At 60.7% G+C, this 13,814-nt stretch carries 15 protein-coding genes; 10 read left to right on the top strand and 5 right to left on the bottom strand.

From position 1 onward, the window contains the following. The 5 genes from Q0526_RS12060 to Q0526_RS12040 all read left to right on the top strand — a co-directional run. Window positions 1-382, top strand: a 382-nt coding sequence (locus Q0526_RS12060; RefSeq protein ID WP_298733944.1) for an FHA domain-containing protein, incomplete at its 5' end; no start/stop codon positions are given. Between the two features lie 27 nt (window positions 383-409). After that, the gene (locus Q0526_RS12055) at window positions 410-886 is read left to right on the top strand and encodes an FHA domain-containing protein (RefSeq protein WP_298733943.1); all 477 of its coding nucleotides are present in this window, start codon (window positions 410-412) and stop codon (window positions 884-886) included. A 12-nt stretch (window positions 887-898) separates the two neighbouring features. Beyond that, window positions 899-2,428 carry an FHA domain-containing protein gene (locus Q0526_RS12050; protein ID WP_298733941.1) on the top strand — a complete coding sequence of 510 codons (1,530 nt, stop codon included), beginning with the start codon at window positions 899-901 and terminating at the stop codon, window positions 2,426-2,428. Next, window positions 2,410-3,243: an ABC transporter permease gene (locus tag Q0526_RS12045; protein WP_298733938.1), complete on the top strand. Its 834-nt coding sequence runs from the start codon at window positions 2,410-2,412 to the stop codon at window positions 3,241-3,243. Before Q0526_RS12050 ends, Q0526_RS12045 begins: the two co-directional genes overlap by 19 nt. A 10-nt stretch (window positions 3,244-3,253) precedes the next feature. Further along, on the top strand, window positions 3,254-4,075 hold the full coding sequence (locus Q0526_RS12040) for an alpha/beta hydrolase (protein ID WP_298733936.1): 822 nt from the start codon (window positions 3,254-3,256) through the stop codon (window positions 4,073-4,075). Window positions 4,076-4,127: 52 nt separating this feature from the next. On the opposite strand, the gene Q0526_RS12035 is transcribed toward Q0526_RS12040, so the two are convergent. The 3 genes from Q0526_RS12035 to Q0526_RS12025 are packed head-to-tail and all read right to left on the bottom strand — an operon-like array spanning window position 4,128 to window position 6,967. After that, complete coding sequence (locus Q0526_RS12035; protein ID WP_298733934.1) at window positions 4,128-5,075, bottom strand: putative ABC transporter permease; 948 nt, start codon at window positions 5,073-5,075, stop codon at window positions 4,128-4,130. Next, entirely contained in the window at window positions 5,062-5,796 is a 735-nt protein-coding gene (trmB, locus tag Q0526_RS12030; RefSeq protein WP_298733932.1) for a tRNA (guanosine(46)-N7)-methyltransferase TrmB, read from the bottom strand. Before trmB ends, Q0526_RS12035 begins: the two co-directional genes overlap by 14 nt. A 19-nt stretch (window positions 5,797-5,815) precedes the next feature. Further along, window positions 5,816-6,967, bottom strand: coding sequence for an alanyl-tRNA editing protein (locus Q0526_RS12025; RefSeq protein WP_298733930.1), 1,152 nt, complete (start codon window positions 6,965-6,967; stop codon window positions 5,816-5,818). A 130-nt stretch (window positions 6,968-7,097) separates the two neighbouring features. Here Q0526_RS12025 and Q0526_RS12020 point away from each other — a divergent pair, with 130 nt between their 5' ends. From Q0526_RS12020 to Q0526_RS12000, 5 genes are all read left to right on the top strand, one after another. Then, window positions 7,098-8,366 carry a hypothetical protein gene (locus Q0526_RS12020; protein ID WP_298733928.1) on the top strand — a complete coding sequence of 423 codons (1,269 nt, stop codon included), beginning with the start codon at window positions 7,098-7,100 and terminating at the stop codon, window positions 8,364-8,366. A 43-nt stretch (window positions 8,367-8,409) separates the two neighbouring features. After that, window positions 8,410-9,957, top strand: a complete 1,548-nt coding sequence (malQ, locus tag Q0526_RS12015) for a 4-alpha-glucanotransferase (RefSeq protein WP_298733950.1) — start codon at window positions 8,410-8,412, stop codon at window positions 9,955-9,957. Between the two features lie 150 nt (window positions 9,958-10,107). Beyond that, window positions 10,108-10,911 carry a diguanylate cyclase gene (locus tag Q0526_RS12010; RefSeq protein WP_298733926.1) on the top strand — a complete coding sequence of 268 codons (804 nt, stop codon included), beginning with the start codon at window positions 10,108-10,110 and terminating at the stop codon, window positions 10,909-10,911. Between the two features lie 69 nt (window positions 10,912-10,980). Beyond that, on the top strand, window positions 10,981-11,412 hold the full coding sequence (locus Q0526_RS12005; RefSeq protein WP_298733924.1) for a hypothetical protein: 432 nt from the start codon (window positions 10,981-10,983) through the stop codon (window positions 11,410-11,412). Between the two features lie 74 nt (window positions 11,413-11,486). Then, window positions 11,487-11,921, top strand: a complete 435-nt coding sequence (locus Q0526_RS12000; protein ID WP_298733923.1) for a DUF523 domain-containing protein — start codon at window positions 11,487-11,489, stop codon at window positions 11,919-11,921. Window positions 11,922-11,972: 51 nt separating this feature from the next. On the opposite strand, the gene Q0526_RS11995 is transcribed toward Q0526_RS12000, so the two are convergent. Then, window positions 11,973-12,656 (bottom strand): 5'-methylthioadenosine/adenosylhomocysteine nucleosidase, encoded by a 684-nt coding sequence (locus Q0526_RS11995; RefSeq protein ID WP_298733922.1) that lies wholly within the window; start codon window positions 12,654-12,656, stop codon window positions 11,973-11,975. A 13-nt stretch (window positions 12,657-12,669) separates the two neighbouring features. Then, window positions 12,670-13,800, bottom strand: a complete 1,131-nt coding sequence (ychF, locus tag Q0526_RS11990; protein ID WP_298733920.1) for a redox-regulated ATPase YchF — start codon at window positions 13,798-13,800, stop codon at window positions 12,670-12,672. Between the last annotated feature and the right edge of the window lie 14 nt (window positions 13,801-13,814).

Genomic DNA, 13,814 nt, shown 5'->3' with positions numbered 1-13,814 from the left:
CCGCCGGGACCGTACTGCCGAGCAGGCGGCAGAGGCCGAACATCTGCTGGCCGGCAACGCCGACAACGACACCTTGCCCCGCCGCTGGGTCACCATGTTCTGGGGACAGCGAGGCTCTATTGCCGAGAGCCGCTGGGCCGGTATGGTGGAAAGCAGTCTGATGTTGGGCAGCGACCCTGCCCAGTGCGATCTTTGTCTGCCCGATGAAAAGGTACACGGACAGCATTGTGTACTTTGTGTGCGGGGGGAATCCCTGTTGGTACAAACACTGAGCCCCGATGCACCGGTTTTTGTCAATGGAGAGCGCATCGGCGGGGAACACCGCCTGCAAAACAACGACACCCTGCGTCTGGGCCGCACCACCATCCGGTTGGTGCTGTGACGGACGGCAAGAGAAGAGGGAACCGCGATGAAATTGACCAAATGCGAGCAAGGACATTTCTTTGATGCCGATAAATACCCGGCCTGCCCCTATTGCAACACCGACTTGCAGACCGAGACGGCCATCGTGCAAACCAGTGAAGTTCCGGCGGCGGAGTTGGCTGCGCCGGATGGACCGGTGGCCGGATGGCTGGTGGTGCTGGATGGTCCGGCCCGGGGGCGGGATCTCCGGTTGGGAGTCGGCCGCAGCTTTTTGGGGCTGGATGCCGCCGGGGCACCGGCGACCGTAAGTCCCGATGCCCCGTTGGGGGCCCGGCAGGCCACGGTGGTCTATGACCCGGAGGCGGATGCCTTTACGCTGCTGCCCGGTTCGTCGCAGGACCTGTGCTATCTGGCAGGGCAGGCGGTGCTGGAAGCGCAGCCCCTCACCGGCGGTGAGGAGTTGAAGCTGGGAACGGCCACGCTGCGCTTTGTGCCTTTCTGCGGCGGCGGATTCCGCTGGTAAGGGGGGACGGCTGTGGCAAGCGAGATTGTTTTTCTCATCACCGAACAGCGCAACAAGCAGCGCATCACCCTGCCTTCGGGGCGGGGCGCGTATCGGTTTGGACGCAGCGCTCAATGTGAGTATATCCTGCGCCGCAACAATGTGGGGGACCGCCAGTTCACCATTGCGTATACCGGTGAACAGTGGACGGTGACCGATGATTCCAGCGACTGCAATACTTGGTATAACAACCGCTACCTGACCGCTGGGGAGACCTGCACTTTGCAGCCCGGCGATGTGATCGGCTTGAACACCGATGGAAATGCCGCCACGCAGGAGATCACTTTCCGGGTGGAGGAGATCCGCGCTGTGCAAAGCGGGAACGCGGCCTTCCGGCAGGAGCAGACAGACGCCGCCGTACTGCGGGAAATCGACATCCGCCGCAAAAAGCGGGTGCTCATCGGCCGCGGGGATGACTGCGACATTAAACTGGTCAGTGACCGGGTTTCCCGCCATCACTGCGAAATCGTCTACAAGGACGGGCAGTTCGAGGTGCGGGACTTGGGCTCCACCAATGGTACCTACGTGGACGGTATGCCGGTCAGCCGGACGGCGCTGCGCAACGGCGCTGTCATCAACGTACCTACGCAGGTCTTTGCTTTTTCCGGCGGCCTTTTGCATTACCACGAGCACAAAAGCGGCATCAGCGTACAGCTTTTGAATGTCTACAAGACGGTGCAGGACCGCAACACCCAGCAGCCGCTGAACATTGTGGACGGCACCAGTCTGGAGATCGAACCCAACAGCTTTGTGGTGCTGGTAGGTGGGTCCGGCACTGGCAAATCCAGCCTGCTGACTTGTATTACCGGTACGGCCCCCTGCACGGCAGGCAGTGTGCGGTTTGATGGGGTGGAAACCCGGGGCAACCGCAACGCCTTTGATGCGGTGCTGGGGTATGTGCCCCAGCGGGACATCATGCACGACAACCTGACCGTGGAGCAAAGCCTGACCTTTACGGCCAAACTGCGCATTGCCCACGACGCCAGCCGGGCGGAAATTGCCACGGCAGTGGCCCATGCCATCGAGGCCGTGGACTTGACCGGACGGGAAAAAACGCTGATCTCCCAGCTTTCGGGCGGGCAGAAAAAGCGGGTTTCCATTGCGATGGAACTGCTGGCCAGCCCCCGGCTGTTGATCCTCGACGAGCCTACCAGCGGCCTTTCCCCCGATTTGGACCGCAGTATGATGGAGCTGTGCCGTAAGCTCAGCCATCAAAACTGTACGGTATTGATGGTTACCCACAATATGTCCAACATCAACCTCTGCGACAAGATCGCCTTTTTGGGGGTGGGCGGCGTGCTGTGCTACTACGGCCCGCCGGAACAGCTCAACGCCTATTTTGACGTGGAGCTCACCAGCGATATCTTTGAAAAACTGCGCGTGCCGGAACTGGTGGAACAGTACCGCTGCCAGTATTTTACCACGCCGGAGTTCAACCGCCTTGTGGCGGCCTGGCCCGAGGCAGCACAGGAGGCGGACAAGCGATGCGACCAATCGAAGTGATGAAATTCTTTCGCCAGTTCACCGTACTGGTACAGCGCAATCTGCGCCTGATCTGGAACGATAAACTGCTGCTGGCCAGTCTGGTGCTGCAAGCACCGTTTATGGTCTTTGTCATCAAACTGGTGGTGGACCCCAACTGTTTTACCTCCAATCTAGTCAACGTGGGCAGCCGCACGGCGCTCTTCATCCTCAGCGCCATGGCGGCCTTTATGGGGACCCTGAACTCCTACCGGGAGATCTGTAAGGAACGGGACATCATCCTGCGGGAAGCCTCGGTGGGGGTAAATCTGCTGGCGGTGGTGCTCAGCAAGGCCTTTGTGCTGCTCCTCATTGAGCTTGTACAGGCAGCGATTTTGACCATCGGTTTTGTCAACGTGGTTCATGTACCCCAGAATCATCTGCTGTTTGAAACCAATCTGGAAATCTTCATCACGGTGCTGCTGATGCTGTTTGCCTCCAGCGCCACGGGACTTTTGGTGTCGGCCATCTTCAAAAGCGGCGAAACGGCCATCCTTGTGGTGCTGGTGCTGATGATCGGTCAGGTGGTGTTCAGCGGCATTATGTTCACCCTTACCGGCGTGGCCAGCTCGATCGCTTCGGTGATCGTCTGCCGATGGGGCATGGGCGCACTGGGCGCTTCCACCGACCTGAACAACCGTCTGGCATGGCTCAAGGCCGGGTTTGACGGCCCTATGTACGACGCTACCGTGGCCAACCTGCTGAACTGCTGGCAGATGCTGGGCCTGATCTCTGTGGTCTGCATCGTCGCTGCATGGCTGGTCTTGCAGATCTCCTTTGACCGGCGAAAAGGATAAGGATACCGCAATGGAGCAGAAAAACTACGCACTGGCGGAGGGGGCCATCCACTATTGGGTGCAAACGGCTGGCTCGGGACGACCGTGGCTCGTGTTTCTGCCGGGCCTGACCGCAGATCACCGCCTGTTTGAGAAGCAGTTGGCGGCGTTCGCGGGACGGTACAACTGTTTGGTATGGGACGCACCGGCGCATGGTGCGTCCCGCCCGTTTGCGCTGCGGTTTACCTTGCAGGATTGGGCCGATTGGCTGCATGCCATCCTGCAACGGGAAACCGACGCCCCGCGGATTTTGGTCGGCCAGTCGATGGGCGGGTATCTGGCGCAGGTGTATATGACGCGCTATCCACAGCATGTGCGGGGGTTTGTGTCCATCGATTCTTGCCCGTTGCAGCGCACCTATTACAGTGGATGGGAACTCTTCCTGCTGCGTCATATGTACGGCGTTTATGCGGCGATCCCATGGCGATTGCTGTTGGATTGGGGAACGTCGGGCTGTGCCCGGACGCCCTATGGCCGCGCGCTGATGCGTCAAATGATGCAGAGCTATGACAAAACGTCCTATTGCGCGCTGGCGGCCTATGGCTACCGCATGTTGGCACAGGCGGTGCAGGCGGGGGTGTCGTATACGATTCCCTGCCCGGTGCAACTGCTCTGTGGAGAGTTCGACGCCGCCGGTTCGGCCAAACGGTACAATGACCGCTGGGCCCGGCGCACCGGCTACCCGCTGCTTTGGGTGCCGCAGGCCGGCCACAATTCCAACACCGACGCGCCGGACTTTGTCAATCAGGTGCTGGTCGACTTCGTGGAACGAACGCTTGGCGCCAACCGGTAACAACAACGCCCCCTTCCGCTTAGGCGGAAGGGGGCGTTTTCTATCGCTTCTCTTAATTTTCGGGTTTGCGCAGTTTGTCCGCGGCGGTGCCGGCGGCCTCCTTGGCGGCCTTTTGGGCGTTTTTCGCCAAACGGCGCAGTTGGATCAGCGCTGCACGGGTGGACGCCAGCGTTTCACCATAGCGCAAGCTCTGCATCCGCGGGAAGGCGCGCAGCAGACGCCGCGTGCCCAGCTTATCCAGATCCAGCGCACGCAGTTTGGACCGCAGCAGGTCGGCACGGACGGTCAGCTCTGCCCGCAGCTCGGCAGCGTTGTCGCGGCTTTCCAGCTTGGCCAGCGCCAACTGCAATTTCTGCTCGTCCAGCAGGGTGTCGGCAGTCATGGCACGGGTGCCCAGCACCTCGGTCAGTTTGTCGCTGGAGACCCGCAGCTTGGCCCGCAATTCGTCGATTTCTTCCAGACGCCGGTTCAAGCCGGTGGCGGCAGCGGCGGAAACCCCCACATCCACAAGGAAAAAGACCAGCAGTACCCCGTCCAGCGGCAGCAATATCTGCATGGGCAGGGGATCCCCGGCGTGAGCCAGCAGCGGGTGTACCACCTTGACCATCAGGACGCTGCCCAGTCCCCACAATAGGGAAAACTGCGGGCAGACATAACCGCCGAGATTGTACTTCAGGTGGGAATAGTCCCACCACCGGATGTGATACAGCTTGAACAGTACCCAGCCGCCGATCAGTTCGATGAGGGTGGTCAGCACCATGCCCACCACAAAGACGGTCAGCACACTGGGGCTTTGACCCTTCGACGGCAGCCGCTGCATACAGTAGAGCAACCCTACCATCCCGATCCCGTAGATGGGGCAGATGGGGCCGCACAAAAAGCCGCGGTTGACCAAGCGATGTTCCTTAATGGCGGCGTAGATGACCTCCACGCACCAGCCCAGCGCCCCGTAGAGGAAAAACCAGAACAGGGTGTGCGCTGCGGCCTCAAGCGGGGTCATCGGAAACCTCCTGCTGGCGGGCCAGCTCCTTGGGTTCCACCCAATGCACGGTGCTGTCGGGGCCTTTGCGGGCGATCAGTGCCTTGATGGGAATGCCCTGTTCGCTGAACATGCCCTCATGTTCGGTGCGCAGGTTCCAGTCCGGCTCGTCGGCGTGCAGATCAAAGGTCTGCCAGATGATCTCAAACCCCGCCGCCGGGAAATAGGACAGGCTGTCCCGGAATAGATCATCGTCGTCGGTCTTGAACCAGATCTCGGCGCCTTCCTCCATCAGGTTGCGATACTGCAAAAGCTGCCGGGGATGGGTCAGCCGATGTTTGTTGCTGCCTGCGTTTTTGCTCCACGGATTGCAGAAGTTGATATAGATGCGCGCCACCCGGTCCTCGGGGGAGAAGGCGTTGCCCATCCGCTCAATGTCCAAACTGGCGATCTTCACGTTGTCGGGGGGCAACTGGCGGGCTGCGTAGGCGGCTTCCACTTTGCGCTTGGCCAAAATCAACACCTTGTCGGTGATGTCGATGCCCAAGTAATTGATGTCGGGATGGGCCGGGGCAATTTGCGCCAGAAAGCCGCCCTTGCCGCAGCCCAGTTCCAGATGCCACGGCTGGTCCGGCCGGGCATACAGTTCATGCCAGTGACCTGCGTGGGTCAGCGGTTCGTGAACGTGAAAATCGCAGGCCAGTAGTTCCGGTCGTGCATAGGGTTTAAATCGCATTCGCATACAGTCATAACTCCTGATTTTATAAAATTTCGGTTAAAAAGGCGCGTACCCGGGCCTCGTCGGCGTCGGCCAAACTCCCTTGGCAGAAAGCCGGTTTGCCGCCGCCCCGGCCTTGAAATGCCCCGTTCAAGGCCTGACAGGCGGGGCGCACATCGCCGTCCGGCGCTGCCGCCAGTGCATAGGCCAAACCTTGTCCGCCCGGCGCCAGCGCGCAGCAGGGGGCACCGGTTTGGGCTGCCACAGCCATGGCAATGCGCCGCAGGCCGTCGCCGTCGGCACCCTCTGCCCAGACGGTGCAGGGCTGACCCGGTGTTGCCGCCGCCCCATAGGCCGCGGCCAGTGCATTCTGCAGCGCCGCCAGCCGCTGTTTCAGCTGGGCTTCGCCACTTTGCAGCCGGGTCACCGCCGCCGTCAGACTGCCCACCGGAGCGGACAGCAGCCGCCCTGCGGCTTCGGCATCCGTCCAGCCTTCCGCCACCGCCCGGTAGGCCCGCTGGCCGCAAGCTACCAGCAGGCGCATGCCGCCCTTGTAATGCTGGAACGATACGATCTTGATCAGTCCTACTTCGCCGGTGCGGGCCAGATGGGTGCCGCAGCAGGCGCAGCGGTCACCGCCCGCTTCCACCAGCCGTACCGGACCTTCCAGCTCTTTTTTGCTGCGGTATTCGGTGACAGCCAGTGTGGCAGCGTCGGGAATGTAGCACCGCACGGGGGTGTCGGCGCGTACCGCCGCGTTGGCTTCGGCCTCGGCGTCGGCTAACTGCTGGGCCGTCAGCGGTATGCTGGTATCCATCCGCACATAGGGGTCCCCGATGTGGAACCCTACATTTTCGGCGCCGTACAGCCGGTGAAGGGTACCGCTTAAAATATGCTCGCCGGTGTGCTGCTGCATGGCATCCAGACGCCGGGACCAGTCCAGTCGGCCTTCCACAGCGGCACCCACCAGCAGCGGCACATCGGTGGTGTGGGTGATGGTCTCTCCATCGGTGTGTACGGCCAGCACCCGGGCGTCCCCCAGACGGCCGGTGTCATAGGGCTGGCCGCCGCCTTCCGGGAAAAACGCCGTGCGATCCAGTACCACAGCGTACCCTTGGGGGGTTGCGGTGCAGGACAGCACGGTGGCGGTAAACACCTGCTGGTAGGCATCGCGTTCGTACAGTTTATCGGTCACGGTCGGGCAGGAGCCTCCTCTTTTTTGGAATTTTTCCTATTATAGCATAAAACAAGAGTGGAAAAAACCTCTGAAATCTTATATAATAAAAAGCAGTACGATTTTACCACAAAATAAAGGAATTTGCCCTATGCAGAAAATGATTCGTTGGGCGGCGCTGGCCTTGCCGGCGCTGCTGTTGGCCGGCTGCGCAGCCAATCCCTTGGAGGCGCTGCGCCCGGCGGAAAATACCGCTACGGTGGAGACTGCCGCCACGCCCCAGCCCCAGACGCTGAACGTCTACGCCACCGAAGCGCTGCTACCGGCTGTGCAGGCCTATGCCACGGCGCAGCAGGTGACGCTGAACACCACCGACGACCCTGCCGCCGCGGATTTGGTGGTATTGGACCATACCCTCGGCGATTTGGTGGAAGGGGTGGACGTGACCAGTGATACTTTGCTGGCCGCGGCTGCTTCCCGGGCCGGTATTACCGAGAGTGCGTCCAGCCTGCCGTTGGGCCGCAGTCTGTACGGCTACTGGGCCAATCAGGCGATGGTGACCTCGCTGCTGGGCGAGGGCGGTGTGACTGCCCTGCAAAACGCCAGTTGGGAGGAATGGAGCGACTTTGTGGAGACGCTGCAGGCTTGGCTGGAGGAACCCAGTGCCGCTACCGTCACCTTGAATGGCAGCGACTACACCCTGCCGGAAACTAAGCCCGATTCCCTGAATGCCACCGGGGTGTTTTCCACCCCGATGGACCGCACGGCGGGCTACACGGCGGCGCTGCTGGCGGCGGGAACCGAACTCACCGAGGAAACCCTCACCGGACCCCTCAACGGTGTTTACAGCGCGGTGACGCTGGAATGGGATAATCTAGCCGACAGTGATGAAACCGCGCTGTTCCGCCGGGCCAAGCTCACCGATCTGCTGTCGGCCTATGGCGCCGAGGCCTGCCAGAGCTTGGTGCTGATCCCCTTTAAGTGCAACCTGACCGAGGAGGATCTCTCCACCGAAGAATACAACCTGACCGGCCTGCTGAACTATCCGGTGCTGGCCGATGTGGGCACCGTGACGGTGCGCGCCGGTACCGACGAAACCGCCCAGAAAGCGGCGAAGAGCGCGGTGCTGTGGCTGTACAGCAGCGGCGACGGGGAAGCCGCCCTCACCGAAACGCTGGGGGTCATTACCCCGTGGAACACTGCTTCGGACGCCACCACGCTGGGCGCTATGCAGGTGGAGCAGGCCAGCACCGGTATTTTGCCGGGCTCTTCCTTCACGCAGGCGCAGGCCGATGCCCTGATCGCCAACGAGGTGGCCTTGCAGGACAGCGAGAAGCACACCACCGCAGAGCGCAATGCCTTTACCGAGGCGGCGCTGCAGGCGTTGGGCGTGACCGAGGCTGACGACGAAACCGAATAACGTAGGCGGATGCCCGCCGGGCACCGCCGTTTGGAAAAGAGGTATCTTCATGGAATGGAAACGTTGCAGCGGCATCTTGATGCCCATTTCCAGCCTGCCGGGCGGTTACGGCATCGGTAGTCTGGGGGCACCGGCGCGCCGCTTTGTGGATTTTCTGGCTCGTGCGGGGCAGACGGTCTGGCAGATCCTGCCCGTGGGACCCACCGGCTATGCCGATAGCCCCTACCAGAGTTGCTCTGCTTTTGCGGGCAATCCCTACTTTTTGGATCTGGACCTGCTGGCTCGGGACGGCCTGCTCAAGCGTAAGGACTATGCCTTCACCCAGTGGGGCGGTGATGCGGCCCATGTGGATTACGGGACGCTCTATGAGCGGCGTTTCCCCGTCTTGCGCAAAGCCTATGCCAACTTCCTCAAGCGCCGTCCGCTGCCGGGGTATGAAACCCCCTATCCCGACGATTGGTATCGCTTCCAGTTCCTTTCGGCAGACTGGCTGCCCGACTACTGCCTGTACATGGCCATCAAAGAAGAAAACGGCATGACCGACTGGCAGCAATGGCCGCGGGAACTGCGGCTGCGGGAACCGGCTGCACTGGCACGGTTCCGGGCAGAACATGCCCAGCAGATCGAATTCTGGGCTTTCCTGCAATATGAGTTTGACCGCCAGTGGCGGGCATTGCATGAATATGCATCGGCCAAGGGTGTTTCCATCATGGGGGACATCCCCATCTATGTGGCGCCGGACTCTGCCGATGCTTGGGCCGGGGCGGAGCTGTTTGAGACCGATGAGGATGGCCGTCCCCGCCGGGTAGCGGGGTGCCCGCCCGACTATTTCTCTGCGGATGGCCAGCTGTGGGGCAACCCGTTGTATGACTGGGCCTACCACAAAAAGACCGGCTACGCTTGGTGGATCCAGCGGGTACGGCATGCGCTGTCCATCTACGACATTCTGCGTATCGACCACTTCCGTGGCTTCGATACCTACTGGGCCATTCCGGCAGGGGAGCCCACTGCCCGCAACGGCCGGTGGGAGCAAGGCCCCGGCATGGACCTGTTCCGGGCATTGCGGGACGCCATGGGGGACCTGCCCATCGTGGCCGAGGATCTGGGGGAAATGTTCCCCTCGGTGCGCAAACTGCTGGCCGAAAGTGGTTTCCCCGGCATGAAAGTGCTGCAATTTGCCTTTACCGGGCAGGATAGCGTGGATCTGCCCCACAATTATCCGCGAAATTGCGTGGCTTATCCCGGCACGCACGACAACAACACGCTGGCCGGTTGGTTTGCGCAGGAACTGGGCACGGCGGGCCGCAAACAAGCACAGGCCTACTTTGCCTTGACCGAGCAGGAGGGCCTTCTGCGAGGACTGCTGCGCGGCGTGCTGGCCAGCCCGGCGGCGTTGGCAATCATTCCGATGGCAGACTGGCTGGAAGCCCCGGCGGAAGCCCGTATGAATACTCCCGGCAAGTCCCGGGGAAACTGGCAATGGCGCGCGGACGAAAAAGCGCTGACGCCGGCCTTGGCCCGAGAGATCCGAACCATGACGGCGCGGTACTTCCGCACCGAGGCGATTCCCCCGCGGGAGAAATCGGTCTGATTTGTAAACATCGCCCAGTATTGTGCCGCTGTTCGTAAAATCTTTGTGCAACGACCACCTAGGAAAAGTTGCGTATTTGTGGTAATATACATGTATATGCAAGGCCCGTGCTCCGGGCAACAATACGCTTTGCGCAAGTGAGGGTTCAAGATGAAGCTGGAGTATACGCGGGAAGAACTTTCGGCGCAGGTAGCGGCGCTGGAACAACTGTTCGATACGGTTCAGATCGTAGACCCGTACCGTGGTGTATTGCTGGATACCGCCACAATGGAACCGTGTGGGGAGAGCAGCCCGATCCCCATGTTGGACGAGAGCGGCCGCGGCATGCAGCTGGGTCAGGTAAACGGCAATGGACGGGATGAGGTCAGGCTGTACCAGAGTATTCAGGTGGACGGACGACCCTGCGTACTGGTGCTGTACTATCCGGTGCCGCAGGACAGCAGTGCCTCGGCGGGGGCCCGCAATTCCTATGACCGGGCGCTGGCGCAGTACCGGGAAGATATGCGCCGTGACTATGTGACCGGCGCCTACAATAGCCGGTATATCCAAGAGGAGTACCGCAGCTATGCGGAAAAGCAGGCAATGCAGGGCCAGCCGGTCGGGGCGGTCATGCTGCGCGTCAATGAGTACTGGAACCTGCGCAATCAGGAATCGGTGCAGGCGGCGGAATGCTGCTTGAACACCGCGGCCGGTATTTTGCAGCTGGCGGTGGGCACCGACCACGACCACGCGGTGTTGGCCCGGTTGGAGGATGGCCTGTTTGTAGCCATCACGGTAGGCATGCCGGCAGCACAACTGAAAAAATCCCTCGACGCTGCGTTGGAATCTTCGCGCCGGGTCTTCAGCATCACGCTGGCACGGCGGGGAACCTTCACGGTGTCTACGGCCAGCGCCGAATGGGGCGAGACTTCCTCCTGGGAAATGATGCTCGCTCTGGCACAGCAGCGGCTGTGATCTTTGCATAAAATAAACCCCCTTGTGTACATACTATGCTTGATGCAAGTACACAAGGGGGTTTTTATCATGCAGAACGATAACGAGAAAATGTTGCAGGAAATCGTCCAGAACACCGAGATGGGCAAAAACACGCTGGACGAACTGATGGGGCTGACCCATGACCAGCGGTTGAAAGAGGAAATGATGCGTCAAAAGAAGGAATACCGCCGGATCAATCAGGCGGCCCACACGGCGCTGGACGCCATCGGGGCCGAGGCCCATGGGCAGAGTGCCGCCAACCGGATGAGCGTGAGCATGGGCATCCGCACCCGCACCATGCTGGACAAGTCCACCCGCAATTTGGCCACCATGTTGGCCGAGGGAAGCGGGCAGGGAGTGCTGGATTGTAAGCGGGCCGAAAAAGATTACCCCTCCGCCAGCCCCGGCGCCAAAAAGCTGTGCAGCGAGCTGGGACAACTGCAAGCGCAGGCCGAGGCCGCATGGCGGGAATTTATCTGACCTTTCATCCTTGCGCCGTGCCGGCGGGACTGGTATAATCAGGACAGACTATGCACCGAAAGGAGCGTCTGCCTGTGAAAGTCCTTGTCAGCGCCTGCTTGCTGGGGGAAAACTGCAAATACAACGGCAAAAACAATCGAAACGAAACGCTGATCCAGCGGCTGCAATTCCATGAGGTGGTGCCCATCTGCCCCGAGGTGTTGGCCGGACTGGGCGTGCCCCGCCCCTGCGTGGAATTGCGGGCGGGTGTGGCATACAACCAGTACGGTGAAAAGGTGGATGATGCCTTCCGTGCAGGGGTAGCGCGGGCGCTGGCCCAGATCGAGGGGCAGACCATCGATTTGGTGATCCTGCAATCCCGCAGCCCCACCTGCGGGGTCAAGCAGATCTATGACGGCAGCTTCCGCAAACAGCTTATCGATGGGCAGGGGATGTTGGCTGCCGCACTGCTGGCTCGGGGGTACCGTGTGGTGGACGTAGAGGACATCGATTCGGTACCGGAACTGTAATAGAGATACGAAAAAACCCGGAACACCTGACAAGGTGTTCCGGGTTTTTGGTTACAGATGTTCGATCATATGCGCCACGATTTCGGTGGCGGTCTTTACATACTCGGCAATGCTGAACTGCTTGACAACCAACACTTCATACCCACTCTCGTCGGCGTTGTCGCTCATGGCCCGCAGCACCACGCAGGGCACACCGTTGCGGCCGGCTACCTGACTGACCGCGGCACCCTCCATCTCCACACAGTCGGGATGGCACTTTTCCTCGATGCTCTTCTTGGTGGCAGCGTCCCCCACAAAGGTGTCACCGGTAGCAATCTTGCCGGCAATGGCTTTCACACCGCAGGCGGCACAGGCGTCCAAAGCGGCTTGTACCAGCTCCGGGTCGCCGCGATACTCTTTCAGGAAGGGGGCACTCTGGGCCAGCATGTCCAGTTCGGCATCGTGGTAGACCACCGTCTCACCCACACAGACATCGCCAATGCCGATCTTGCTGGTCATGTTGCCGGCGATGCCGCTGAAAATCAGATGGTCAATACCGTACTTGGTGCACAATACCTGTACGGTGCTGGCGGCGTTGGCCTTGCCCATACCGGCGCAGCATACCACCACCTGCTTGCCGTGCAGCGTGCCGCAGTGATACTCCACCCCGGCGTACACTTCACAGGTCACATCCTGCAGACGGGCACACAGCTGATCTACTTCATCGGGCATAGCGCCCATAATGCCAAAAATCATTGGTAGCCCTCCCTTAGACGTTGAACAGGAACTCGATCACGTCGCCGTCCTGTACCACATATTCCTTGCCTTCGGTACGCTGCAGGCCTTTGGCCTTGACCGCCGCGTAGTTGAAGTCGGCATCCGCCAGATCCTGATACCCGATGACCTGCGCACGGATAAAGCCGCGCTCAAAGTCGGAGTGGATCTTGCCGGCAGCCTGCGGCGCCTTGGTACCCTTCTTGATGGTCCAAGCGCGGCATTCCTTCTTGCCGTCCGTCAGGAAGCTGATCAACCCCAGCAGTTCGTAGCTGGCTTTGATGAGTTTGTCCAGACCGGTGGATTCAATGCCCATCTCCTGCAAGAAGGCATGCTTTTCCTCCGGGGTAGAGTCGGCAATGTCCTCCTCGGTTTTGGCGCAGATGGGCAGTGCCTGTGCGCCTTCGGTGGCGGCGCGTTCCACCACCCGCGGGTAGTAGGGGTTGCCATCCAACCCGCCCAGCAGGTCGTCCTCACCCACGTTGCAGGCGTAGATGACCGGTTTGGCGGACAGCAGTCCCAGCTCCTTGCGGGCAGCTTTCTGGGCGTCGTCATCCTCGTCAAAGGCAAAGGTACGGGCGGGCTTTTCCGCCTCCAGATGCGCGGCCAGCTCAGCCAGCCAAGCGGCCTCGGCAGCGGCGGCTTTGTTGCCGGTTTTAGCAGCCTTCTGCTGGCGGCCCAACCGGTTGTTTACGACCTCCAGATCGGCCAGAATCAGTTCCAGATCGATGGCATCGATGTCCCGCAGCGGGTCAACGCTCTCGGGTTTGTTTACATCCTCTACCACGTGTACGATGTTGTCGTCGTCAAAGCAGCGCACCACATGGACCAGCGCGTCGCATTCCCGAATATGGCCAAGGAACTTGTTGCCCAGACCGGCACCATGGGCCGCACCCTTTACCAAGCCGGCAATATCCACAAATTCCACGATAGCCGGCGTCTTTTTGTCGGTCTGCCACACATCGGCCAGCTTGTCCAGACGGGCATCCGGCACCGCTACGATGCCCGAGTTGGGCTCGATGGTGCAGAACGGATAGTGGGCGGCCTGCGCGTTGCGGGTGGAAGTAATGGCATTGAACAAAGTCGATTTGCCCACGTTGGGCAACCCGACAATACCTAATTTCATACTGTTTCGCTCCT

It is taken from the genome of uncultured Subdoligranulum sp. (genome assembly GCF_937890665.1).
The sequence above is the reverse complement of the archived record's forward strand: the minus strand, read 5'-3'. Positions and strand labels throughout refer to the sequence as shown.